At 60.4% G+C, this 21919-nt stretch carries 26 protein-coding genes and 1 tRNA gene; 10 read left to right on the plus strand and 17 right to left on the minus strand.

Annotated features, from left to right (window positions below; all coding sequences use genetic code 11):
* Positions 1-11 precede the first annotated feature (11 nt).
* On the minus strand, positions 12-767 hold the full coding sequence (locus ACIOMR_RS05155; protein WP_004371188.1) for a 1-acyl-sn-glycerol-3-phosphate acyltransferase: 756 nt from the start codon (positions 765-767) through the stop codon (positions 12-14).
* Positions 768-982: 215 nt separating this feature from the next.
* The gene (locus ACIOMR_RS05160; RefSeq protein ID WP_102369687.1) at positions 983-1672 is read right to left on the minus strand and encodes a crotonase/enoyl-CoA hydratase family protein; all 690 of its coding nucleotides are present in this window, start codon (positions 1670-1672) and stop codon (positions 983-985) included.
* Positions 1673-2005: 333 nt separating this feature from the next.
* Between ACIOMR_RS05160 and ACIOMR_RS05165 the strand changes: the two genes are divergently transcribed.
* The 3 genes from ACIOMR_RS05165 (at position 2006) to ACIOMR_RS05175 (ending at position 2902) form a co-directional block, all read left to right on the plus strand.
* Positions 2006-2095: transfer RNA gene (locus tag ACIOMR_RS05165), tRNA-Ser, on the plus strand.
* A 111-nt stretch (positions 2096-2206) separates the two neighbouring features.
* A complete protein-coding gene (locus tag ACIOMR_RS05170) occupies positions 2207-2440 on the plus strand; it encodes a DUF4160 domain-containing protein (protein ID WP_169385986.1) in 234 nt (77 codons plus the stop codon).
* 3 nt (positions 2441-2443) lie between these two features.
* On the plus strand, positions 2444-2902 hold the full coding sequence (locus ACIOMR_RS05175) for a DUF2442 domain-containing protein (RefSeq protein ID WP_087692754.1): 459 nt from the start codon (positions 2444-2446) through the stop codon (positions 2900-2902).
* Positions 2903-2977: 75 nt separating this feature from the next.
* Here the strand turns inward: ACIOMR_RS05175 and ACIOMR_RS05180 are convergent, their stop codons facing one another.
* From ACIOMR_RS05180 to ACIOMR_RS05205, 6 genes are all read right to left on the minus strand, one after another.
* A complete protein-coding gene (locus ACIOMR_RS05180; protein ID WP_087692753.1) occupies positions 2978-3247 on the minus strand; it encodes a short-chain dehydrogenase in 270 nt (89 codons plus the stop codon).
* Between the two features lie 243 nt (positions 3248-3490).
* On the minus strand, positions 3491-3844 hold the full coding sequence (locus ACIOMR_RS05185) for a gamma-glutamylcyclotransferase family protein (protein ID WP_401192674.1): 354 nt from the start codon (positions 3842-3844) through the stop codon (positions 3491-3493).
* 18 nt (positions 3845-3862) lie between these two features.
* Positions 3863-4525 (minus strand): M24 family metallopeptidase, encoded by a 663-nt coding sequence (locus ACIOMR_RS05190; protein ID WP_004371178.1) that lies wholly within the window; start codon positions 4523-4525, stop codon positions 3863-3865.
* Between the two features lie 157 nt (positions 4526-4682).
* Positions 4683-4958: a hypothetical protein gene (locus ACIOMR_RS05195; RefSeq protein ID WP_401192678.1), complete on the minus strand. Its 276-nt coding sequence runs from the start codon at positions 4956-4958 to the stop codon at positions 4683-4685.
* Between the two features lie 114 nt (positions 4959-5072).
* Positions 5073-5651: a DUF4337 domain-containing protein gene (locus ACIOMR_RS05200; protein ID WP_177067022.1), complete on the minus strand. Its 579-nt coding sequence runs from the start codon at positions 5649-5651 to the stop codon at positions 5073-5075.
* A 54-nt stretch (positions 5652-5705) separates the two neighbouring features.
* Positions 5706-6590 carry a LysR family transcriptional regulator gene (locus tag ACIOMR_RS05205; protein ID WP_401192683.1) on the minus strand — a complete coding sequence of 295 codons (885 nt, stop codon included), beginning with the start codon at positions 6588-6590 and terminating at the stop codon, positions 5706-5708.
* Between the two features lie 96 nt (positions 6591-6686).
* Here ACIOMR_RS05205 and ACIOMR_RS05210 point away from each other — a divergent pair, with 96 nt between their 5' ends.
* The gene (locus tag ACIOMR_RS05210; protein WP_401192686.1) at positions 6687-7655 is read left to right on the plus strand and encodes an NAD(P)H-binding protein; all 969 of its coding nucleotides are present in this window, start codon (positions 6687-6689) and stop codon (positions 7653-7655) included.
* On the opposite strand, the gene ACIOMR_RS05215 is transcribed toward ACIOMR_RS05210, so the two are convergent.
* Positions 7642-7998 (minus strand): DUF2784 domain-containing protein, encoded by a 357-nt coding sequence (locus ACIOMR_RS05215; protein WP_087692747.1) that lies wholly within the window; start codon positions 7996-7998, stop codon positions 7642-7644. The genes ACIOMR_RS05210 and ACIOMR_RS05215 overlap by 14 nt on opposite strands.
* 24 nt (positions 7999-8022) lie before the next feature.
* Positions 8023-8919: a LysR family transcriptional regulator gene (locus ACIOMR_RS05220; protein WP_401192689.1), complete on the minus strand. Its 897-nt coding sequence runs from the start codon at positions 8917-8919 to the stop codon at positions 8023-8025.
* Between the two features lie 97 nt (positions 8920-9016).
* On the opposite strand from ACIOMR_RS05220, the gene ACIOMR_RS05225 reads away from it, so the two are divergent.
* Positions 9017-9865 carry an oxidoreductase gene (locus tag ACIOMR_RS05225; protein WP_307520324.1) on the plus strand — a complete coding sequence of 283 codons (849 nt, stop codon included), beginning with the start codon at positions 9017-9019 and terminating at the stop codon, positions 9863-9865.
* A gap of 104 nt (positions 9866-9969) precedes the next feature.
* Positions 9970-10656 carry an HAD-IA family hydrolase gene (locus ACIOMR_RS05230; RefSeq protein WP_004371166.1) on the plus strand — a complete coding sequence of 229 codons (687 nt, stop codon included), beginning with the start codon at positions 9970-9972 and terminating at the stop codon, positions 10654-10656.
* A gap of 55 nt (positions 10657-10711) precedes the next feature.
* On the opposite strand, the gene ACIOMR_RS05235 is transcribed toward ACIOMR_RS05230, so the two are convergent.
* Together ACIOMR_RS05235 and ACIOMR_RS05240 are read right to left on the minus strand one after the other, a co-directional pair.
* The gene (locus ACIOMR_RS05235) at positions 10712-11104 is read right to left on the minus strand and encodes a YbaN family protein (RefSeq protein ID WP_177008388.1); all 393 of its coding nucleotides are present in this window, start codon (positions 11102-11104) and stop codon (positions 10712-10714) included.
* 20 nt (positions 11105-11124) lie between these two features.
* Positions 11125-11712, minus strand: a complete 588-nt coding sequence (locus ACIOMR_RS05240; RefSeq protein ID WP_004371163.1) for a YecA family protein — start codon at positions 11710-11712, stop codon at positions 11125-11127.
* Positions 11713-11988: 276 nt separating this feature from the next.
* On the opposite strand from ACIOMR_RS05240, the gene recQ reads away from it, so the two are divergent.
* The gene (gene recQ / locus ACIOMR_RS05245) at positions 11989-14115 is read left to right on the plus strand and encodes a DNA helicase RecQ (RefSeq protein ID WP_004371161.1); all 2127 of its coding nucleotides are present in this window, start codon (positions 11989-11991) and stop codon (positions 14113-14115) included.
* A gap of 121 nt (positions 14116-14236) precedes the next feature.
* On the plus strand, positions 14237-14671 hold the full coding sequence (locus tag ACIOMR_RS05250; RefSeq protein WP_004371158.1) for a MarR family transcriptional regulator: 435 nt from the start codon (positions 14237-14239) through the stop codon (positions 14669-14671).
* A 133-nt stretch (positions 14672-14804) separates the two neighbouring features.
* Here ACIOMR_RS05250 and ACIOMR_RS05255 read toward each other — a convergent pair whose 3' ends face one another.
* Positions 14805-16994, minus strand: a complete 2190-nt coding sequence (locus tag ACIOMR_RS05255) for a patatin-like phospholipase family protein (RefSeq protein WP_003214625.1) — start codon at positions 16992-16994, stop codon at positions 14805-14807.
* Positions 16995-17077: 83 nt separating this feature from the next.
* Here ACIOMR_RS05255 and ACIOMR_RS05260 point away from each other — a divergent pair, with 83 nt between their 5' ends.
* Positions 17078-17365: a SelT/SelW/SelH family protein gene (locus ACIOMR_RS05260; RefSeq protein ID WP_003214624.1), complete on the plus strand. Its 288-nt coding sequence runs from the start codon at positions 17078-17080 to the stop codon at positions 17363-17365.
* Here the strand turns inward: ACIOMR_RS05260 and ACIOMR_RS05265 are convergent.
* Complete coding sequence (locus tag ACIOMR_RS05265; protein WP_401192696.1) at positions 17359-18249, minus strand: DMT family transporter; 891 nt, start codon at positions 18247-18249, stop codon at positions 17359-17361. The two genes, ACIOMR_RS05260 and ACIOMR_RS05265, sit on opposite strands and share 7 nt — an antisense overlap.
* Before the next feature lie 174 nt (positions 18250-18423).
* Positions 18424-19194 carry an AraC family transcriptional regulator gene (locus tag ACIOMR_RS05270; protein WP_401192699.1) on the minus strand — a complete coding sequence of 257 codons (771 nt, stop codon included), beginning with the start codon at positions 19192-19194 and terminating at the stop codon, positions 18424-18426.
* Positions 19195-19327: 133 nt separating this feature from the next.
* Here ACIOMR_RS05270 and ACIOMR_RS05275 point away from each other — a divergent pair, with 133 nt between their 5' ends.
* Positions 19328-20137 carry a UDP-2,3-diacylglucosamine diphosphatase gene (locus ACIOMR_RS05275; RefSeq protein WP_003214618.1) on the plus strand — a complete coding sequence of 270 codons (810 nt, stop codon included), beginning with the start codon at positions 19328-19330 and terminating at the stop codon, positions 20135-20137.
* A 141-nt stretch (positions 20138-20278) separates the two neighbouring features.
* Here ACIOMR_RS05275 and ACIOMR_RS05280 read toward each other — a convergent pair whose 3' ends face one another.
* Both ACIOMR_RS05280 and ACIOMR_RS05285 read right to left on the minus strand, forming a co-directional pair.
* Positions 20279-21475, minus strand: coding sequence for an amino acid aminotransferase (locus tag ACIOMR_RS05280; protein ID WP_102604680.1), 1197 nt, complete (start codon positions 21473-21475; stop codon positions 20279-20281).
* The gene (locus tag ACIOMR_RS05285; RefSeq protein WP_003214616.1) at positions 21475-21831 is read right to left on the minus strand and encodes a 4a-hydroxytetrahydrobiopterin dehydratase; all 357 of its coding nucleotides are present in this window, start codon (positions 21829-21831) and stop codon (positions 21475-21477) included. The genes ACIOMR_RS05280 and ACIOMR_RS05285 overlap by 1 nt, the downstream gene beginning before the upstream one ends.
* Positions 21832-21919: the final 88 nt, after the last annotated feature.

The following is a 21919-nucleotide window of genomic DNA, read 5'->3' on the forward strand; positions in this document are numbered from 1 at the left end:
CCCAATCAGAGTCAGCAAATTCGGCGGGGTTCAGCCGTGATTGCAGGTGTGGTTTGCAGCTCGCGGTCCATCGCCTCGATGCAGTCGCGCATTTGCTCGCGACAGGTCTGCATTAACAGCGGCATGTCATCCATCGTCAGCCCCTTCGTAGGAATCGGCGGCAACGAGCGAATCAGAATATCGCCACTGTTCCAGCTATTGAGCTTCATCTGCTTCACATAGGTGCTGACACACACCTGCACAATCGGCACGCCTGCGGCGATCGCCATCTGGAACGCGCCTTTCTTGAACGGCAGCAGGGTTTCACCGAAGTTGCGCGTGCCTTCCGGGAACACCCAGATCGAGGTGTCGGCATGCTGCAAGGTGTGGGTGGTGGTCAGCATCGAACGCCGCGCCTTGTGCGCATTGCCCCGGTCGATCAACACATTGCCCGCCAGCCAGAACAACTGTCCGAACAACGGCACCCACTTCAGGCTCTTCTTGCCGATACACACCGTGCGGTACGGCACCACGGTGCCGAACACAAACAGGTCGTAGTTGGATTGATGGTTGGCGATGATCACGCAACTGCTGGGCTTGTTACGCAGCGAGTCGACATCGGCCTTCACTCGCAGGCGCAATAGCCACATCGCCGGCACCGCATACAGGCGCGCGCAGTAACGGCTGTTGTCCGGATTGAACGGCCGACAGATCCCCAGCAGCACGCCCAGTACGCCCGCAATCATAAAATGCAGGCCCATCAACAACATGCGTAACAAAAAAAGCATCGACACAGCCCATCGGGACAAAAGGTGGCGCAGTGTACGGATGTGCACTGTATTCGGCAATTGCCCCTATAGAGTCGGAAGATAGGCGATGTTTAAGCGCATGTTTCAACGTGCCGTGACAGACACCGCCTAGAGCGGTTGTAGGCAATCCGGAATTCTTTGTAAGAAAAAGCCCGACTCAAGGTCGGGCTTCGATTTAGCAGGCGTAGGTTTGATTAACCCAAGTGCCCCTGATCCTGAATGATCGCGTCATCCAGGGCTTCCAGCAGCGCCTTACGCACCTTCAGCTTGGTGTGTTTGTGGGCGTTCATATTGATCTTCTTCAGTTGGCGAGCGGCTTCCAGCGCCGCGGCCTGCAACTCTTCCGGCGCGACCACCTTATCCAGGAACCCGGCGCCCAATGCGTCCTGCGGGTTAAACATCTCGGCATTGATCACCGAACGGTGGAACGCCGACTTGCGCAGACGATCCCGCGCCAGCTCGATCCCGGCGTGGTGCATGGTCATGCCGATCATCACTTCATTCAGACCAATGCTGAACGGTCCGTCTACACCGATCCGGTAATCCGCCGACAACAACAGGAATGCCCCCTTGGCCACCGCGTGCCCGGGGCACGCCACGATCACCGGGAACGGGTGCGACAACAGGCGGCGGGCGAGGGTGGAGCCCGACGTCACCAGGCTCACGGCTTCTTTAGGGCCGGCGGTCATCACCTTCAAATCATAGCCACCGGACAAAATCCCCGGCGTGCCCGTGATGATCACCACCGCCCGATCCTTCTCGGCCTGATCCAGCGCTTGATTAAACGCACTGACCACTGCCGGCGAAATGGCATTCACCTTGCCGTTGCTCAGGGTCAGGGTCGCGATACCGTCTTCGAGGTGGTAGGCAATCAACTCACTCATGACGCGATTCCTTGTAATGCTTGTAATAGAAGGACAGACGGCAGACGTTACCCACCGCGCCCGCCCTGGTAAAGCGCCATGACTGACTACCCAGTCAGACTTTTCCCCCATGCCCACCCGCAGGCGGCCTTCGGCAAGGCGCAGCAGCTACTATAGACAAGCGCCGCGAGTGCCCGAGAATGGCAGAATCGCCGTGGTGTGCGTGGCGCCGCAGAGGGCTGGAACGGCATAACCGCCTAAGCGCATGAAAATTCTGAAAAAAACCTTTGCCATCGGAAAAGCTTTCGACTACATTAGCGCGCCTCGACAGACTGAATCAGTTTGACGAGATACGGTGAAGTGTCCGAGTGGCTTAAGGAGCACGCCTGGAAAGTGTGTATACAAGAAATTGTATCGAGAGTTCGAATCTCTCCTTCACCGCCAAATTCGATGTAAACAAAACCCCTGGTTTCGAGAGAAGCCAGGGGTTTTGTGGTTTCTGGGGTTTGAATACAGGGTTGTGCTAGAGAAAAATTTTCTCTAGCATCTGTCCCCATGGCTACCCTTCACAGTGAACGAAACTGGAAAATAAAAATCTATCCCGACGACCACGCGCCGCCGCACTTTCACGTGCAAACGCCGGATGGAGAGTCGTTGGTTCAGATAGAAGGGCTGGTGGTTCTCGGCAAAGGTGCCGAAACCAAGGCCTTGAAAGCTGCCCTGCTTTGGGCAAGAGTCCATACCACTGATCTTTGGCGCGTATGGAATGAACAAAACCGGAGGAACTGACTTATGACCAGCAAGCTTCGCATCTCTGCTGTGCAACCAGTTGCCGGCAAGCATGCCATCGAAATTGAGTGGAATAACGGTAAGCGACACACCGTTGATCTCACTGATCACATAAATACCTTCCCGATTCTAAAACCCCTTCAGGACTTGGCTCTATTTGGTCGGGTTGAAGTCGGTGAGTGGGGCTTTGACGTGACTTGGGGCAATGACCTGGAGTTGTCCTCCGTCACCTTGCATCGTTTGGCGCTGGAACAGTCCGGCGAGGTCATGCTGACGCAGGACTTCAGAAAGTGGATGCTCAGCAACAATCTGTCGCTCTCCGCTGCGGCTGTGGAACTAGGCTTCACTCGTAGGACCATTACTTCCTACAGCAGCGGGGCCGCTCTGATTCCCAAGCATGTAGGGTTGGCGTGTAAGGGGTGGGAGTACGAGCATAAGGCTCGTGGCACACGTTGCGTTTAGGTTGGGTAATGTTCGCAAAAAGGGATGACTGAGAGGTCGTCCCTTTTTCGTTTTTGCGGGGTCAAGCCAATGGGTTCAGGAATACTGCGCTGCCATCCTCCGACCTATGACATCCAGCAGATCGCATCCATCGCGTAACGGAATTGCGCAGAGCAAGGAAAAGTCGCCCAGCACGACCGTATCACTACTGATTTCTGCACGCAGCGCCAGGTTTTCTAGAACTTGGGTTACGGCGCGAATCCGATAGTTTGCAGCATCAAGCAGGACATCCAGCGGTGCTGTTGTGTCTACGAAAAGGGCGGGTGTGGTGCAGTCGTTGCTGGTGAGTGCCATATATTGATTCATACGGGAGTCCATCTGAGACAAATAGAAAAATAGCTAACCTTTTTTCAAGTTAGACCTTCATAAAACAGCCGCCGCCTGAAAAACTGGTTCGCAGAGTTTTAGTTTTCAGATTTGTCTTCGAGTCGCCAAACTCGGTCGCCATGACGGCGACCGAGGAACTATAGATCTAGCATTACGAGGCGGGCAGGGCATGCTTTCAGATTGATCTGTAGGAAATCACTCCGACTGACCAACTGCACCCCCTCAAGCCTGCACATACACCCAAGCCGTCAACCCCGAAGCCAACCCCACCGAAACCCGCTTATAGTCCGACACCTCATACGTATCCGCCGCCGCCAGCTCCTTCTCGGTAATCTGAAACACCATCCCCTCAACACTGTCTTCATTGCGCCCGCTGGGAGCAACGATCGGATGATGGGTCTTGCCGCTGGCCGCCAATACCTCAGGATCGGTAATCTCCACCCAGCTTTTTGAATACCCCAGCATCGCATCCTGCTGACCCACCAACTCCCGCCCAAAGTTGGCCAGCTGCACTGCCTTGTCCTGCAACGTGCCGTAGGAAAACAACAGCACGGGAAATTCGGTCGAGCGTTCCATCTTTATTCCTTGAAAAAGTTAAGCCAGCAAATCTTCGTAAAACGCACCATAAGCCCCGCTCGGGTGCGCGATCTGTATCTCCAGAATCCACAGCCCTTCATTGGGATACTGGTCAAAGTCCCCAAGATCACCGCCACGATAAATCGCATGGGGGAAATCGCTGACGCGGTGCCCTTTGATGTCCAGGTTCAGCATCCAACCCATTTCCTTCGCTTGCTCTTCGGCAAAACGATACAGCTCCAGGCCGACGACTTTGTCGTTCCTCCAGCGCCGCTCAACCCGATCAAACAGCTCTTTTGCCGCGCTCGCACATGCCTTCATCTCGGGGTCGTTACCGGTGCTGAATGTCGCCCCCGCATCACCTTCATGGCCTTGCCACACGGCGCCCATGTCGATGAAGTAGATGTCGTTTTCCCCCAGCACCGGGTCGCCGTCGGAGCGTTCCTTGAAGGTCTTGAGGGTGTTGGCGCCAAAGCGCACCAGCAGGGGGTGCCAGATGCGCTGCATGTCGAGGTCGGCGAGGACTTTTTTGCCGAGTTCGCGGGCTTCGGATTCGAGCATGCCGGGGCGGATGAGCTTGGACAGCGCTTCGATGGCGCGCCAGGTCATGGCCTGTGCGTAGCGCATTGACTCGATGCTGTAGGCGACGCCCACAGCTTCCTTGGATGATTGTGCGGTCACCGGCTTTTCCTCGGCCTTATAGTGTCAGGCGTTATGCGTTTTACTATATAGCGAGTAGGTGTAGGACCCCAAGCGGATATGCCGGAATATGCCGATGTTTTCTGACGCGAGGGGCTGGTGAATATAAGTGAGTCTAGGAGGAGGGGGTATCAGATGGTTAGTAGAAGATTCCCGCAAGATTGCCCTTTTCTACGAATTCACGCGGCTCGCGTAAAATTTGCTCCAGAATTGAGAGTCTCGAGCTGCCTTCTTCGCGTAGAAGGGTACCGACGAGTAGGACTCTTTTAAGCGTCGCGAGCCCTGCGCCCGCCTTTCGGCTTCCTGGATGCTCAAAGCTCCACTTTGCCAGATTTCCATCCAGAAGCTGTCGGCCCGCAGTGTCTCGGAAGGTTTTGTTTGCGAAGTCGTAATAAGCATTTCGTACCTCCGGCACGTTGCGAGCGATGGCGAGTTTTATAGTCGGTTTGGTTTGGTGATAGCTATCAGCGAAATACGACGATACGTGACGTCGTATTTCTGCTTTCGAGGGGCGATGAAAATCCAGCTCTCAAATATGCAACCACGCCATCCCACCCAACACCACACTCATGCCACCGGCGGTATAGGCCATGCGTTTCAACCACTCCTTCCTTGTCAGCAAGGTAATCGCCGCCATCGAAATCGCGATCTGAATCGCGGTCATCGCCTGCGCCCAGCGGTGATGCTGATGCAGCGCCTGTTCTGACTTTTCATCCCATTCCTTCGAGGTGGCTTCGAGCTTTTCGGCTTGTTTGCGCACGTCTTCCTTCTGGGTTTTATAACGCTCGATCTCGTCGGTGTAGTGCTTGGCATCAACCCCCGGAATATGCGTCGCCAGCTCCGCAAGGTTCTGCCGGCTGGATTTGGCCTGGTAGTAGTTCCACTGGTTGGCGGCTTCGGTCTTGAAGATGGCGGCGTTGTTTTTGTCCATCGCCGCTTCGCTTTCGGTGGAGCCGGCCTGGTAGCTGAGCATGGCGCCGACGGTGGCCATGATGGCGGTCATCACGGCGATGCGGCTGGCGAAATTGTCTCCGCTGCGGTGGGCATGTTCGGTGGCGTGTTCGACGTGTTTTTCGTGGGGGCTGGGGACTTCGAAGGCTTCGGACATGGGGGCGTCTATGAAGGGTTTGAGGGACTCTGATTCTTCACCAGCGAAGCTGTCTCAATCCTGTACGTAATGCTGCAAACCGGCCACCAGGGCGTCAAAGGTGACGCGGCAGCGCGGGCTGTTGCGCAGGTCTTCGTGCATGGTGACCCAGGTGTCCAGTTGCAGGGCAAATGCGTCCGGCAGCACTCGGCTCAGGCGGGCGTCTTGCCGGGCCAGTTTGACCTGGCAGCCACCGATACCGGCACCGGCGCGGATCAGGGCCAGTTGTGCGAGGTCGCTGTCGCTGCTGAGGGAAAAGGCGCTGCGCTCGAAGCCTTTGACGGCCAGGCTGCGGATGAAGGCGCTTTCCTGGTCGTAGCCGATGACTGAATGAGCTGAGAGATCATTCAGGCTCTGGGGTGTGCCATGTTGTTGCAGGTAGTCGTTGCGCGCATGCAGGCCGACTTCAATAACGCCGATCCTTTTCGCCAGAAGTTGTTCCTGGCTGGGTCGGACCATTCGCACAGCGATGTCTGCCTCCAGTTGCAGCAGGTCCAGCAGGCGATTGCTCAGCACCAGTTCGACCTTGAGGTGCGGGTGCTGTTGGCGCAGGCGGGTGATGATCGGCGGCAGGACTTCCACGCCGATCACTTCGCTGGCAGACACTCGTACCACGCCGCGCACTTCGGGGCCTTGGGGCGACGCGGCGCGCTCGAGTGCGGCGGCGGTGGTTTCCATGGTTTCGGCATGGGTGCGCAGGGTGAGGGCGACCGCCGTGGGCAACAGGCCGCTGGCGGAGCGGGTGAACAGCACCACGTTGAGGGATTTTTCCAGCGCAGCGATGTGCCGCCCGACCGTGGGCTGCGTGATGCCGAGCTGCCGTGCGGCCCCCGACAACGATCCTTCCTTGAGTACCCCGAGGAACGACCGGTAAAGCTCCCAACCAATATTTGATGCCATGCATAAATGTATAGCGTCTGGATGATCTTCGGCAATTCCTCTATAGCTCGCCGGCGAACAGAATCGCCCCATCACACAACCCTCAGGGGAAAAAGCATGAACAAGGTTCTGGTAATGGGCGCGACAGGCGGGATTGGTGGTGAGGTGGCACGGCAGTTGTTCGCTGCGGGCTGGCAGGTGTGCGCCCTGACGAGGGATGTGGATAAGGCTCACAAGCAGAATGCCGATTTCACCTGGATAAAAGGTGATGCGCTGAACCGTGGGGAAGTCGTCGCAGCGGCCCGGGGTTGTTCGGTGATCGTGCATGCGGTGAATCCGCCCGGTTACCAGCGCTGGGCGGAGCTGGTGCTGCCGATGATCGACAACAGCATCGCGGCGGCAGTCGCTGAAGGGGCGACGATTGTCTTGCCGGGCACGGTGTACAACTTCGGGCCTGATGCATTCGCGCGGTTGGAGGAAGATTCGCCGCAGCATCCACTTACCCGCAAGGGCGCGATCCGGGTAGAGCTGGAGCAGCGTTTGCTTGAGGCGACCCGGCAGGGCGCACGAGCGCTGATCGTGCGGGCAGGCGATTTTTTCGGCGCCAACGCCGGCAGCAGCTGGTTTTCCCAAGGCCTGGTCAAACCCGCAAAACCGGTGGCCAGCGTGAGTTATCCGGGAGCACCAGGCGTGGGGCATCAGTGGGCCTATCTGCCTGATGTGGCGAGGACCATGGTCGAGTTGATTGCACGCCGCGACAGCCTTGATGCCTTCGCCCGTTTTCATATGGCGGGGCATGTTGATGCGGACGGTCGGCAGATGAGCCAGGCGATTCAGCGGGTGGTGTCACGCAGGACCGGCCGCCGGCCTTCTGTCAGGGCTTTCCCATGGTGGCTGCTGAAACTGGCCGCGCCCTATGTCACCACCTTCCGCGAGATGCAGGAAATGCGTTACCTGTGGCAAACCGAGGTGCGGATGGACAACCGCCGCCTCGTACAGATATTGGGCAGTGAACCGCATACGCCTTTGGACGAGGCGGTTGAGGCGACATTGGTGGGTATCGGCTGCTTGCCTAAGCGCGCCTGATCAGCCGCACATACACCGCGATATTGATCAACAGCACCAGCGCGCCCAGCCCCAATTGAATCTGCGGCGTCAGCCCGGCCGGGTAGATCAGGGCCAGGATGTAATGCTCGATAAACCCGCCGCCATAACCGTCCTGCCCGGCCAGGTGGCGAAACAGGTTTTCCCAGCGTGTCAGCGGGCAGGGCAGGTGGAACACTTCCACCGCAACGCCCCAGGCAGCAGCGGGCAAGTGCAGCCACATCACGGGCCGCCATCTCAGGGCGAGCAAACCGCCAAACAGCACGAACAGAATGAACGACAAATGAAACAGCACCAGGCCGTCGGCGGCGAAGCGGTAGAGCATGATTGGGTTCGCTTTTTGAATGGATCAGGTCCCGAATTCTTCCTTCAGGAACTCGATAAACACCCGCAATTTCTTCGGCGTGTTCGTACGGTTGAAGTAATACAAATACAGCGCGCTGTGGGCAATCCAGTCGTCCAGCACCTCCACCAACTCACCGCGTTGCAGGTACTGCTCGACGCTGGAGCGCGCCACGTAGGCAAAGCCAAACCCGTCCAGCGCACCGCGCACCATCAATTCAACATCGTTGGTCGCCAGCCGGCCTTTTACCGTAACCCGCATCTGCTTGCCGGCTTTTTCAAAGTCCCAGCGGTGCAGCGAGCCGGTCTGCGCACTGCGGTAGTTGACGCACTCATGCTCGAGCAAGTCGTGGGGATGAGTGGGCAGTTTGCGCCCCTGCAAATACTGCGGCGTGGCGACGATGACGAATCGCAACTGCGTCGCCACCGGCACCACCACCATGTCTTCGGCCAGCACATGGTCGTAGCGGATGCCCGCGTCAAAACCCTGGGCGACGATGTCCACCAGGCTGTTGTCCACCGCCACTTCCAGGTTGATGCCCGGGTATTTGCGCAGGAAGCGCTGGAGCAACGGTTGCAGGACCATTCGGCTGGCAGTGGAGGGAATGTTCAGGCGCAAGGTGCCGGCGGCGTCGACCGTCGCCGCTGCTACGCTGTGCAGGCTGGTTTGCAGTTCTTCCAGCAGCGGCGTGATCTTCTGGATCAACTGCTCGCCGGCCTCGGTCACGCTGACGCTGCGGGTGGTGCGGTTGAGCAGTTGCACACCCAACTGTTTCTCGAGGGCGCGCACGCGATGGCTGACGGTCGACACCGACAGGCTGCTGGCGTCGGCCGCCTGGGTGAAGCTTTTCGAGCGGGCGACCTGCAGTAGCAGTCGCAACTGCTGAAAATCGGGCGTGTCCATTGTGTAATATTTCCGAAAGGGCCTTGCAGATTATGCATCTTTTTAGCAAGAACAGCGGCGCGCATACTTTTCCTACACACACGAGGATTGGCCCTTTATGACGATTTCCACCGCAAAACCCGTCTGGTTCATCACTGGCTGCTCCACCGGTTTCGGCCGTCAGCTGGCGTTGCACACCCTGAGCCTCGGCTACCCGACTGTGGTCACCGCGCGTAATCCGCAGCAGGTGCAGGACATCGTTGCCGGTCACGAAGAAAACGCGCTGGTCCTGACGCTGGACGTTACCGACCAGGCCCAGGTCGAGGCGGCTGTCAAAGCAGCTGAAGAACGTTTCGGCCATATCGACGTACTGGTCAACAACGCCGGTGTCGGCTACTTCGGCTCCTTCGAAGAAAGCGACCTGGATGACGTGCGCAACATGTTCGAAATCAACGTGTGGGGCTTGAGCGCCATGACCCGCGCGGCCTTGCCCGGCATGCGCGCCCGGCGCTCGGGCAGCATCGTGAACATTTCCTCGGTGGGCGGTGTGGCGGCGTTCCCGTCGCTGAGTTTCTACAATGCGACCAAGTTTGCGGTGGAGGGCCTTTCCGAGGCGCTGTCCCAGGAAGTCGCGCCGTTGGGGATCAAGGTGTTGCTGGTCGAGCCGGGCCCGTTCCGCACCGACTGGGCCGGGCGTTCGGCCAACGAGGCGGCTCACGGGATTGCCGACTACAAGGAAACGGCGGTGGCACGGGCCAATATGGTTCGCAACTACAGCGGCAAGCAGCCGGGTGATCCGGTGCGCGCGGCGATTGCCATCGTCAAGGCGGTGGAGGCTGAGCAACCGCCATTGCGCCTGTTGCTGGGCAAGGCTGCGTTGACCTTTGCGCGGACCAAGGTGAAGGCGCTGAGTGCGGATTTTGATGCGTGGGCTGAGGTAACTGAGGGGGCGGATTTTCCCGAGTGAAGCACTGACTGGATTCGGCACAAGGCCGTAACGGTTGCTTGCAGGTAACGCTGGCCGTTATTGTGCTGAATCCTTTTAGTCCTTTTGCCCACGGATCTGTAGTGATGAATGCACCGCGTACCGCTGTCCCGATCAAGGCTGTCATTTTCGATATGGACGGGTTGTTGCTGGACACAGAAGGCATCTACACCGAAGTCACACAGATCATCGCCGAACGCTATGGCCGTACCTATGACTGGGGGATCAAGCAGCACATCATTGGTCGCGGCGCCCAGGACCTGGCGGATTACGTGGTCAAGGCGCTGGACCTGCCGATTACCCCCGCAGAATTCCTGGTGATCCGCGAGCCGCTGATGAGCGAGCGTTTCCCCAAGGCCTTGGGCATGCCGGGTGCTGAGGCGCTGGTGCGGCACTTGAAGGCGCATAACATTCCGATTGCCGTGGGCACCAGTTCGTCGCGCAACTCGTTTGGCCACAAGACCACGTTGCACCGTGAGTGGTTTGGGCTGTTCGACACCATCGTCACGGCGGATGACCCGGAGGTCGGGGCGGCCAAGCCGGCGCCGGATATCTTCCTGACGGCGGCGCGCCGCTTGGGTGTGGCACCGGAGGATTGCCTGGTGTTTGAGGATTCGCCGTTTGGCGTGACAGCGGCGAAGGCTGCGCACATGACCGCGATTGCGGTGCCGGATGAGGCGATGGCGGACAGCAAGTACCACCATGCCGACCAGATTATTCGCAAGTTGGCTGACTTTGATTTGGCGGCGTATGGCTTGCCGCCGATGCGTTGATCCCTCTGAAGCGACTGGATTAAAAATGTGGGAGCGAGCAAGCCCGCTCCCACATTTAGTCCTGCGGTGCCTTGGGCAAGGTCTTCTGCCGCAAAATATAAACCGTCACCAACACCGCACTGGTCAGCATGAACCCTCGCGCCCAGATCAGCGGCACCAGGTAGCAGGAAAACCCGATACTCACCCACATCAACCCAATGGCATACACCTTGCCCTTGAGCGGAATCCCGTTGCCATCCAGATAGTCACGGATCCACGGCCCCAGGCGCGGGTGTTCCACCAGCCAGTGGTAGAAGCGCGGGGAGCTACGGGCAAAGCAGGCGGCAGCCAGCAGAAGGAAGGGGGTAGTGGGCAGCACCGGCAGGAAGATGCCGATTACCCCGAGCGCCACGCTCAACCAGCCGATGGCTAGCAGAACGTAACGCAGGATCGCGGAACGGTTGCCCATGGGCTCCACGGGCAACGGTCTTAGTGGTGGCGAGGCTTGAGGATCGCCGGCTTTTCGTCAGGTGCGTTGCACAGCAGGTACAGGGCGGTCAGCGCTTCCGGGATCTGAACGATCATGTCGTCCATCAGGTTGGCGTCGGCGGCGATGTCGGAGAACTCAGGTTGCTCGTCGAACAGGCCGGAACCGACCATGATCGGCAGCAGCATTTCGCTGACTTCTTCTTCAGCCGTTTCGAACCAGGCCTCTTCACGCAGGAACACGCCTTCCATGAAACCGATGCACCAGCCGCGCAGTTCGGAGTCGTCCGGGTCTTCGCCCAGGTCCAGGTCGCAAGGCAGTTCGAACTCTTCATCGGAAGCCAGTTGGCGGCCAATGTGAGCCTTGAGGGCCAGCAGGGTCGATTCGATTTCTTCGCGCTGGGCGGCATCACTGTAGTGAGGCTCTTCGGAGAACAGGGCGTCGATCCATTCACGGTCGGGAACGACATCGGAGCAGATCGACAGCGCGGTCAGATAGCCGTGGGCGGCCACGTAGTCCAGCGCCTCGTCGTGCAGCTCATCGGCATCGAGGAAGGCTTGCAGGCGGGTTAGTTGCTCAGCGAAGGACATTGACGGACTACCTTGGGAATAAACGATGGGCAATTCTAGGCTTTCTTGAGCTGCCAGGCCAGCCGCAGCACAGATTTGAGAGGTATTTGAGCCCGGCGGCAATTCACCAACGGCACCCTTTGCCGGGTAACGCTCGGGTATACTGCCGCGTTTTGTGATGCCCCTGCAGGCCAAGCGCCAGTCGCGGGAAAAGTTCGCTTACGGATTATTTCCCGCTCAAGCGTGCTTTTTCGACCAGCCTGTACAGAGGGATTTCGGCGATATTTGGAGTTTTTCATGCTCGAGCAGGCTCAACGCGTCCTCAAGGACATCTTCGGCTACGACAGTTTTCGTGGCCGCCAGGGTGCGATCATTGAGCGCGTGGCCAATGGCGGTGACGCCCTGGTGCTGATGCCTACCGGCGGCGGCAAGTCGCTGTGCTTCCAGGTACCGGCACTCCTGCGGGAAGGGCTTGCGGTGGTGGTGTCGCCGTTGATCGCCCTGATGGACGACCAGGTGGCCACCCTTGAAGAGCTCGGCGTGGCGGCTGCTTCGCTGAACTCCACCCTCAGCGCCGAACAGCAGCGTGACCTCGCCGCCCGGATCAAGCGCGGCGAAGTGAAGATGCTTTACCTCGCCCCCGAGCGCCTGGTGCAGCCACGGATGCTGGCGTTCCTGCAGAGCCTGGAAATCGCCCTGTTCGCCATCGACGAAGCCCACTGTGTGTCCCAATGGGGCCACGATTTCCGTCGTGAATACCTGCAACTGGGCCAACTGGCGGAACTGTTCCCCAACGTCCCGCGCATCGCCCTGACCGCCACCGCCGACAAGCGCACCCGCGAAGAAATCGTCGAGCGCCTGCACCTGCAGAACGCCGAGCGCTTCCTCTCGAGCTTCGACCGGCCGAATATCTTTTACCGCATTGTGCCCAAGGAACAGCCGCGCAAGCAGCTGCTGGCGTTCCTCTCCGATCGGCGCAGCGACGCCGGCATTGTCTATTGCCTGTCGCGCAAGAAGGTCGATGAGGTCGCCGCATTCCTCAGTGAACAAGGCTACCCGGCACTGCCGTATCACGCGGGTTTGCCCAACGAACTGCGGGCCTACCACCAGAAGCGCTTCCTCAACGAGGAAGGCCTGATCATGGTCGCCACCATCGCGTTCGGCATGGGCATCGACAAATCCAACGTGCGCTTCGTGGCCCACATGGATTTGCCCAAATCCCTTGAGGCGTACTACCAGGAAACCGGGCGTGCCGGCCGTGACGGCCTGCCGGCGGATGCGTGGATGGTCTACGGCCTGCAAGACGTGGTGATGCTCAAGCAGATGCTGCAGAACTCCGAAGGCGACGAGCGCCACAAGCGCCTGGAACAGCACAAGCTCGACGCGATGCTGTCGCTGTGTGAAGAAACCCGCTGCCGTCGCCAGACCTTGCTCGCCTACTTCGACGAAGACATGCCCAAGCCCTGCGGCCACTGCGACAACTGCGTGGACGGCGTGCAGACCTGGGACGCCACCGAGCCGGCGCGCCAGGCGTTGTCGGCGATCTACCGCACCGGTCAGCGCTATGGCGTCGGCCACCTGGTGGACGTGTTGCTGGGCAAGGACAATGAAAAGATTCGCAGCTTCGGCCACGAAAAACTCTCGGTCTACGGTGTGGGCAAGGCTCGCGCCGAAGGTGAGTGGCGCTCGCTGTTCCGGCAGATGGTCGCCCGTGGCCTGGTGGACATCGACCTGGAAGGCTACGGCGGCCTGCGCCTGAACGACAGTTGCCGGCCGCTGCTCAAGGGCGAAGTCAGCCTGGAGCTGCGCCGCGACCTCAAGCCGCAAACCACCGCCAAGAGCAGCACCAGCCAGGCCAGCCAACTGGTGCGTTTCGAAGAGCGCGAACAGTGGGAAGCCCTGCGTGCGCTGCGTAAGAAGTTGGCGCAGGAACACAGCGTGCCGCCTTACGTCATCTTCCCGGACTCCACCTTGCTGGAAATGCTTCGCGACCATCCCACTACCCTCGGCGAGATGGCCAGGGTCAGCGGCGTCGGTGCGCGCAAGCTGGAGCGTTATGGCCAGGCCTTCCTCGAAGTGCTCGGCGGCCAGGTCGAGGCGCCGAAAGAGGTCGCCGACATCCGCCACGAGTTGATCAGCCTCGCCCGTGCCGGCATGACCCCGATCCAGATTGCCGGGCAGCTGCAGTGCTCGGAAAAGAACGTCTACACCTTGCTCGCCGAGTCCATTGGCAAGCAGCAGTTGTCGTTGGAGCAGGCCCTTGATCTGCCGGAAGATTTGCTCGGTGAAATCCAGGATGCATTCCTGGATGGAGAAGGCGAATTGCCACCCGTTTCCGAGATTGCGCCGCTGTTTACCGGCCGCGTTCCCGAGGGCGTTTTGTACTGCGTAAGGGCCGCTTTGCAGTCGGAATTCGAGATTTGATGTGCCAATTACGACAATGTAACGAATCAGTACATACCGGGTCTTGCCTACTGGCATGGGTCATGCTTAGCTGACTAATAATTAGCCACACTTTATTTTCAGTCTAATCCATGAGTTTTTTATGCCGTTAACCGATCAACACCGTTTTGGCATGCAGTTGGCGCATATGTCCCGAGGATGGCGTGCCGAGCTGGATCGCCGCTTGGCAGGTTTGGGACTGTCCCAGGCACGCTGGCTGGTGCTGCTGCACCTGGCCCGTTTTACCGAACCGCCTACCCAGCGTGAGCTGGCGCAGAGTGTCGGGGTAGAGGGGCCCACCTTGGCCCGTTTGCTCGACAGCCTGGAAAGCCAGGGCCTGGTGCAACGCCAGGCCGTGGTGGAAGACCGCCGCGCCAAGCGCATTGTGCTGTGCGACACCGCGAAGCCGCTGATCGAGCAGATCGAGACCATCGCCACGGCCTTGCGCCATGAGCTGTTTGTGGGTGTCGATGAAGAGGATCTGCGGGTGTGCATGCGGGTGCATGAACACATCCTCGGAAATCTCGAGAAGTCCTGATCCCAAGTACACAGAAGATCAAAAATGTGGGAGCGGGCTTGCTCGCGAAGGCGGAGTGTCAGTGAATATATGTGCTGACTGACACACCGCCTTCGCGAGCAAGCCCGCTCCCACATGGGTTTTGTGGCGTAGATTAGAACGTCTGCCCCAGGTTCAGGTACACCGCCTGCTGACTGTCATCGTTAAACCCATAACTGAAATTCAACGGCCCCAGCGGCGTATCAAACCCCAGGAAAATACTGGCGGCGTTGATGTACCCGCTGTCGTATTCATTGTCGTTGTTCCAAGCCCGCCCTCGCTCCAGTGACGCGCCCAGGTACAACGGGAAATCCAGCGGCAAATAAGACCGCGGCGTCAGCCGGCGATAGTAGACCGCGCGCATCAGGCTAATGTTCTGCCCGGCAATCGCATCCTCCCGGAAGCCCGACAACTGCCGCGCGCCCCCCAGCAGGAAGCTGGAAATCACCACGTCCGACTTATCCAGGGTGCGCCCATAGCGCCCGCCGAGGATCAGCGTGTCCGGCCCGCTGCTCATGGCTTTGTCCAGCTTGAACTCCCACTGGCGATAGCGCTGGTCCGAACCCAGCCCCGGTTCGAACTCCCGGAAGGCCAGGCCAATGTCTTCGCCGGTATGGGGGAAGTACACGTTGTCGAACGAGTCGAAGGAGTACTTCAGCTCATAGAAACCCTCGCTGAAGTTGATGCTCGGTGAATTCCGGTCGCCAATGCGCACATCCGCCTTGCCCCAGGCCTCGCCGACGCCGAAACGAATCTCGCCGCTGTTGCCGATCTGCCGGCCCACGTTCAGGCCGAAGCCGTAGCGTTCCAGGCGGTATTCGGAGATCGGGTTATTGTCTTCAATCAGTTCGACGTTCTGTGCCTGGGCACTGATATAGGGCGCGACGAAGTAGCGTGAACCGGTGTCCATCGGCTGATAGAACTCGCTGTACAGCTCCTGCTTGTCCCCGATCTGCACCCGCGTCAGCCATTCGGCGCCGAGGCGGTTGATGCCGTTCATGCGGTAGCTGGCGCCGAGGTTGAAGGCGCTGTCGCCGCGCATGTCATCCGACAGGTTCAGGCCCAGGCGCAGGTAGTCGGTGCCGCTGCGTTTGCCCCGGGCACTGATGACCAGGGTGTTGTCCTTGCCCTTTTTCACCACGCGGTATTGCACCTGTTCGAAGTAATCCAGGCCGTACAGAGTGCCCATGTCGGTTTGCAGGCGGGCCAAGTCCAGGGGCTCGCCGAGGTTCTGGCGGATGTAGTAGCGGATCACCTCGTCGCCCACCTTGGAGTCGTTCTCTACCTTGATCGCGGTGATCACCGGGTTGCGCTCGCCAGGCGTTCGCGCGGCCACCAGCGACGGGTCCACCGGTTCGGCCGGGCGCAGGTGCGCCAGGCGCACGTCGAGTGCGCGGGTGGCGCGGTAGCCCGCGTCGATCATGTCCTTGGCGCGCCCGAAATCCGTCACCCCGTAGGCGGCCAGGGGCGGCTGGATCAGCACGTCGCGGGGCGCCAGGGCCTTGAGTTGTTCTTCGGAATTGCGCCGGGTCATCAGGGTGATGGACTGGTTGAGCACGTCCACCACGGTGTTGAGTTGCTTGCGTGAGCGCAGCGGGGTGCCGATGTCGACGACGATGGCGATGTCGACCCCCATTTCCCGCGCCACATCCAGCGGGATGTTATCGGTCATGCCGCCATCCACCAGCAGCCGGCCATCCAGCTCCACCGGGGCAAACACCGCCGGGATCGACATGCTGGCGCGGATCACCTGGGGCAGGTGGCCTTTGCGGAACACCACTTTTTCACCACTGGTGATGTCGGTGGCCACGGCGCGAAAGGGGATCGGCAGCTTGTCGAAATCCCGCACGTTACTGGTGTGGGCGAACATGCTTTCCAGCAGCAAGGCCAGGTTCTGACCCTGGATCACCCCCAGTGGCAGGCCGAGGCTGCCGTCGTCGCGGAAGCTGAGTTTCTGTTTGACCAGGAAATCCCGGTCATCCTGCTTGCGCCGGAATGGCACGTCTTCCCGCGGTGGCGCGTCAGACAGGGCGAGCTTCCAGTCGATGTTCAGCGCGAGTTTTTCCAGCTCGTCGATCTTGTAGCCCGAGGCGTACAGCCCGCCGATCACCGCACCCATGCTGGTGCCGGCAATCGCATCGATGTGGATGCCCTGTTCTTCCAGGGCCTTGAGCACGCCAATGTGCGCCAGGCCACGGGCGGCACCGCCGGAGAGGACCAGGCCGATCTTCGGGCGCGGATTTTCGACGGCTTGGACGAGGACAGGGAACAGGCACAGCAACAGGCAGGACAACAGGCGGCGCATCATCAATCTCAAGGCAGGACGATAAAGGCCGGTATTATAGCCACTCGATCCTTTCAACCCGCCAAGCAGGAGCCAGTCAATTCATGTCAGCGGCCAAGCCCGAGATTGTCATCACCTATTGCACCCAGTGTCAGTGGCTGCTGCGCGCCGCCTGGCTGGCCCAGGAATTGCTGAGCACGTTCGCCGATGACCTCGGCAAAGTGGCCCTGGAGCCGGCCACCGGCGGTGCGTTTCGGATTACCTGCGACGGTGTGCAGATCTGGGAACGCAAGGCCGACGGTGGCTTCCCGGAAGCCAAGGTGCTCAAGCAAAGAGTGCGCGACCAGATCGACCCGCAACGGGACCTGGGGCATAACGACCGTACTCAGTGAACCTCGGCCGTGGTGGCCGGCTGCTTGGCCGGTTTGGCGCCGCCCATCAGCCCGGACACCACGATGGCGACGATGATCAGCGCGCCGCCCATCAGCATGCGCAGGGTTGGCGTTTCAGCAAACAGCAGCCAGGCCGCGGTGATGCCGTACACCGGCTCCATGGCAAACACCACCGCCGCCGTGCGCGCCTTGAGCACCGCGAGGCTGGCGACAAACAGGCTATGGGCCAGGCCGGTGCAGAACACCCCGAGCAGGCCGATCCACAGCCAGTCCAGTGGTCGCACTTCGGCCAGCCCGGGCGCGGCGACGGGCAACAGGCACAGCGCTACCACCACGTTCTGGCACAAGGCGGCCTGCACCGGCGGGATGCGCCCACTGGCGCGGTTGTTCAACGACAGCAGCGAGAACAACAACCCGGAGCCGACCGCCCACAGCAAGCCGCTGGTGGCCTGGCTGGCGAGATTGAAATCCGGCGTGACCAGCACCAGGCCGATGCTCACCAGCACCACCAGCAGGATCTCGTTGGCGCGAATCCGCTCGCGGAAAATCAGGCCTTCGAGAATCACCGTGAACGCCGGGAAGGTGGCGAAGCCCAGGGTGGCGATGGCCACACCGGCGACCTTTACCGCAATAAAGAAACTCACCCAATGCCCGGCCAGCAGCAGGCCGCTGACCAGCAGGCGGCGCCAGTCGCGGGCTTGCAGCTTCTGCCAGGGCGTGTTGCTGGCAAAGCGCGCAAAGATCGCCAGGGCAATGACCGCGAACGCGGCGCGGCCGAACACGATAATCGCCGACGAAGCGGCCGCCAGTTTGCCGAACACACCAGTGAGGCCAAACATCAATGCGCCGATATGCAGGGCGCCGAGGGCTGTGCGGGGAGTCATTGCGATCCTTAAACGACGGGTTTACAGGATCGCAGTCTAGAGGGTTGCAGGCATTCACGTCTGTCGTTGGGCTCGCGGCTTTTGTCGCAGGACTCTTGCTCGGTGAAGATCCCTGTGGGAGCTGGCTTGCCTGCGATGCAGACAACTCGGTCGTTCAGATAGCGCGCGGTGATGCTATCGCAGGCAAGCCAGCTCCCCACCGGGCGGTGCTCGTCTGAAGGCTCGGGGCGAGAGGCCAAACTCGCGCAACATCGCCGCAGCAAATGCACTTTGCGAACCATAGCCCACCCGCGCGGCAATCTCGCCGATCGGCAGCTGGCTGTCGCGCAACAGGCCGCGGGCCATCTGCAAGCGCCGGGTGCGTATGTAGTCCATCGGCGTCTGCCCGCTTTCCGCGATAAACCGTGCATGCAGGCGGGCGACGGACAGGTCGGCGAGCTTCGCCAGGTCCGCCACTTGCAGTGGGTGCGCGGCGTGCCGCTGGATATGCGCATCGAACGCGGCATAGGGCAGGCGCTTGCCCACCGGCGGCTGCGCAAGGTTGAGGCTGGCCAGCAGCAACACGGCGCCTTGCTGGGCGATCAGCGGGTCGTCCACCGGGCTGCTCGCCAGCCATTGCACCAGTTGGCTTTGGCGATTGTCGAGGGTCAGGTGTGCGCACCGGTCGAGCAAGCGGCGGCTGGCGTCGGCATGCTCGCCCAGGGACTGCGCCAGCCAGTGCTCATCGGGCACGTCCAGCACCAGGCAGCGGCTGCCATCGCGACTGCGGCACGCGTGATGGGCGGAGTAGGGCAGCACCATCACACTGCTGTGCTGCACCTGGCCGCCCCGGCCATCCACCTCGAAGTCCAGGTGCCCGGACAGGCCAAACACCAGCTGTGCATGGTCGTGGCTATGGGCGATAGGCGCATCGGGGTAGTGGCGTAGCGTGAGGTTGGGTCTCATCGCAGTCTCCTGGGCAGGCCTGCAGTTTACATCGCTTCGCCGCCTGTGGGCGCTGTCATCAGACTGACGCAACACTGTCATGGGCTATTAATCCCGTGGGCGCAAGCTCGCGAAAACACCGTGAGGCATGCCCATGACCAGCGCCGAACTCGCCAAACCCAGCCGCAAGCAACGCGTGCGTACCCTGTGGATTTCCGACGTGCATTTGGGCACCCGGGATTGCCAGGCCGAACACCTCTCGCATTTCCTCAAGGGCTACCACGCCGACAAGGTCTACCTGGTGGGCGACATCATCGACGGCTGGAAGCTGCGCAGTGGCATGTATTGGCCCCAGGCCCACACCAACGTGATCCGCCGCCTGCTGACCATGAGCAAGCGCGGCACCGAGGTGATCTACGTCACCGGCAACCACGATGAATTCCTGCGGCGTTATTCGAAGCTGATCCTTGGCAATATCCAGTTGGTGGACGAAGCGGTGCACGTGACTGCCGATGGCCGGCATTTGCTGGTGATCCATGGCGACCAGTTCGACGTGATCACCCGGTACCACCGCTGGCTGGCGTTCCTCGGCGATTCGGCCTACGAATTCACCCTCACGCTCAACCGCTGGTTGAACCACTGGCGGGCGCGTTATGGCTACGGCTATTGGTCGTTGTCGGCGTACCTCAAGCACAAGGTCAAGACGGCGGTGAGCTTTATCAGTGATTTTGAAGAAGCGATCGCCCACGAAGTGACCAAGCGCGAGCTGCATGGTGTGGTGTGCGGGCACATCCACCATGCGGAGATTCGCAAGGTGGGCGAGGTGGACTACCTCAATTGCGGGGATTGGGTGGAGTCGTGCACGGCGCTGATCGAGCACTGGGACGGGCATATCGAGCTGTATCGATTGGCGGATGCCCAGGCGAAAGAGGCACAGCTCAAAGCCGAAATGGTCGCGGGCTGAGCCTCAAACCCACAGACTCACTCGGTCTAAATGTGGGAGCGGGCTTGCTCGCGAATGCGGTGGGTCAGTCACCAGATAATTCGACTGACCCACCGCATTCGCGAGCAAGCCCGCTCCCACATTTGGAGCCGGTTTCTTCAGTCAGGTGTGGGAAACATCCGCGATCGCTTCTGCCAACAACGTCAACCGCGTCGCATCAATCCCCGCCACGTTCGCACGCCCGGAATTGACCATATACACGCTGTGCTTGTCCCGCAGTTGCTTCACCTGGTCCGCACTCAACCCGGTATAGGAAAACATCCCGCGTTGCGCCGCGATGTGCGCAAACCGCTCCGACAACCCATGGGGCGCCAACGCCTCCACCAGCCCGGAACGCAGCTGCGCAATCCGCGCCCGCATCGCTTCAACTTCCTCGGCCCACTGCTTTTTCAGCCCGGCGTCACCGAGAATCGTCGCCACCACAGCAGCACCATGGTCCGGCGGCGTCGACCACAAGTTACGCGCAATAAACGCCAGCTGGCTGCGCACATCCGTCAGTTTCTCGGCGTCCGCCGCGCACACAATCAACGCGCCGACACGGTCGCTGTACAAGCCGAAGTTCTTCGAGCAGGAACTGGTGATCAGCACTTCAGGCAGCTCAGCCGCGAACAGCCGCACCGCCCATGCATCCTGTTCCAGGCCATCGCCAAAACCCTGATACGCAAAGTCGATCAGCGGCAGCAACTGACGTTCCTGGACGATCTTCAGCACCTGGCGCCAGTCATCGTGGGACAGGTCGAAACCGGTCGGGTTGTGGCAGCAGGCGTGCAGCAGCACCACATCGCCCTCAGGCACCGTCGACAGGGTGGCCAGCATTGCCGCTACGTCCAGACGATTGTCGCTGCCCACGTACGGGTAATGGCTGACCTTGAGCCCGGCCTTGGCGAAGATGGTTTCGTGGATCGGCCAGGTCGGGTTGCTCAGCCATACGCCACGGCCGGGCAGGCTGTGGGCGATAAAGTCGGCGCTCAGGCGCAGCGCGCCGGTGCCGCCAGGCGTCTGGGTGGCGCCGGCGCGGCGTTCACTCAGCAGTGGCGAACCGGCGCCCAGCACCAGCTCGCTGATCAGCGAGCCGAACGCGGCGTTGCCATGGCCGCCGATGTAGGTCTTGGTGGTTTGTTGCTCCACCAGGCGCTGCTCGGCCAGTTTCACCGAATGCGGGATCGGCGTCAGGCCCTGGTCGTCCTTGTACACGCCCACGCCGAGGTCGAACTTGAGCGGGTTCGGGTCCTGGGCATACAGCTCCATCAGCCCGAGGATCGGGTCTCCGGGCACCCGGCCAATTGCGTCGAAATGCATTACTTGCGGCCCTCGGCATCCTTGGCCACTTCGTCGGTGCGCGCGGCCATGATGAAGTCGTTGCGGTGCAGGCCCTTGATGGAGTGGCTCCACCAGGTCACGGTGACTTTGCCCCATTCGGTGAGCAGGCCCGGGTGATGGCCTTCAGCTTCGGAGATCACGCCCACGGCGTTGGTGAAGGCCAGGGCGAATTTGAAATTCTTGAACAGGAAGACCTTTTCCAGCTGCATCACGCCATCGCGTACTTCGATGTTCCAGTCGGGGATCTGCTTGATCAGCACCGGCAACTCTTCGTCGCTGACTTGCGGGGCGTCGGCGCGGCAGGCTTCGCAGTGGGCTTGGTTCAACGTGGTCATGTGGGTATTCCTGAAATCGAGTATTTGGAAACGGTCGTCAGTAGCGTCACCCTAAAGCAACGCGGGGCCAGGGAACAGACTCACCTGG

This window comes from Pseudomonas sp. NPDC087814 (assembly GCF_044742865.1).
GTDB lineage: Bacteria > Pseudomonadota > Gammaproteobacteria > Pseudomonadales > Pseudomonadaceae > Aquipseudomonas.

Coding starts and splice junctions, on each gene's coding strand:
- ACIOMR_RS05155 (WP_004371188.1), bottom strand. CDS start 767: ATGCTTTTTTTGTTACGCATGTTGTTGATGGGCCTGCATTTTATGATT.
- ACIOMR_RS05160 (WP_102369687.1), bottom strand. CDS start 1,672: ATGAGTGAGTTGATTGCCTACCACCTCGAAGACGGTATCGCGACCCTG.
- ACIOMR_RS05170 (WP_169385986.1), top strand. CDS start 2,207: ATGGCTACCCTTCACAGTGAACGAAACTGGAAAATAAAAATCTATCCC.
- ACIOMR_RS05175 (WP_087692754.1), top strand. CDS start 2,444: ATGACCAGCAAGCTTCGCATCTCTGCTGTGCAACCAGTTGCCGGCAAG.
- ACIOMR_RS05180 (WP_087692753.1), bottom strand. CDS start 3,247: ATGAATCAATATATGGCACTCACCAGCAACGACTGCACCACACCCGCC.
- ACIOMR_RS05185 (WP_401192674.1), bottom strand. CDS start 3,844: ATGGAACGCTCGACCGAATTTCCCGTGCTGTTGTTTTCCTACGGCACG.
- ACIOMR_RS05200 (WP_177067022.1), bottom strand. CDS start 5,651: ATGTCCGAAGCCTTCGAAGTCCCCAGCCCCCACGAAAAACACGTCGAA.
- ACIOMR_RS05205 (WP_401192683.1), bottom strand. CDS start 6,590: ATGGCATCAAATATTGGTTGGGAGCTTTACCGGTCGTTCCTCGGGGTA.
- ACIOMR_RS05210 (WP_401192686.1), top strand. CDS start 6,687: ATGAACAAGGTTCTGGTAATGGGCGCGACAGGCGGGATTGGTGGTGAG.
- ACIOMR_RS05215 (WP_087692747.1), bottom strand. CDS start 7,998: ATGCTCTACCGCTTCGCCGCCGACGGCCTGGTGCTGTTTCATTTGTCG.
- ACIOMR_RS05220 (WP_401192689.1), bottom strand. CDS start 8,919: ATGGACACGCCCGATTTTCAGCAGTTGCGACTGCTACTGCAGGTCGCC.
- ACIOMR_RS05225 (WP_307520324.1), top strand. CDS start 9,017: ATGACGATTTCCACCGCAAAACCCGTCTGGTTCATCACTGGCTGCTCC.
- ACIOMR_RS05230 (WP_004371166.1), top strand. CDS start 9,970: ATGAATGCACCGCGTACCGCTGTCCCGATCAAGGCTGTCATTTTCGAT.
- ACIOMR_RS05235 (WP_177008388.1), bottom strand. CDS start 11,104: ATGGGCAACCGTTCCGCGATCCTGCGTTACGTTCTGCTAGCCATCGGC.
- ACIOMR_RS05240 (WP_004371163.1), bottom strand. CDS start 11,712: ATGTCCTTCGCTGAGCAACTAACCCGCCTGCAAGCCTTCCTCGATGCC.
- recQ (WP_004371161.1), top strand. CDS start 11,989: ATGCTCGAGCAGGCTCAACGCGTCCTCAAGGACATCTTCGGCTACGAC.
- ACIOMR_RS05250 (WP_004371158.1), top strand. CDS start 14,237: ATGCCGTTAACCGATCAACACCGTTTTGGCATGCAGTTGGCGCATATG.
- ACIOMR_RS05255 (WP_003214625.1), bottom strand. CDS start 16,994: ATGCGCCGCCTGTTGTCCTGCCTGTTGCTGTGCCTGTTCCCTGTCCTC.
- ACIOMR_RS05260 (WP_003214624.1), top strand. CDS start 17,078: ATGTCAGCGGCCAAGCCCGAGATTGTCATCACCTATTGCACCCAGTGT.
- ACIOMR_RS05265 (WP_401192696.1), bottom strand. CDS start 18,249: ATGACTCCCCGCACAGCCCTCGGCGCCCTGCATATCGGCGCATTGATG.
- ACIOMR_RS05270 (WP_401192699.1), bottom strand. CDS start 19,194: ATGAGACCCAACCTCACGCTACGCCACTACCCCGATGCGCCTATCGCC.
- ACIOMR_RS05275 (WP_003214618.1), top strand. CDS start 19,328: ATGACCAGCGCCGAACTCGCCAAACCCAGCCGCAAGCAACGCGTGCGT.
- ACIOMR_RS05280 (WP_102604680.1), bottom strand. CDS start 21,475: ATGCATTTCGACGCAATTGGCCGGGTGCCCGGAGACCCGATCCTCGGG.
- ACIOMR_RS05285 (WP_003214616.1), bottom strand. CDS start 21,831: ATGACCACGTTGAACCAAGCCCACTGCGAAGCCTGCCGCGCCGACGCC.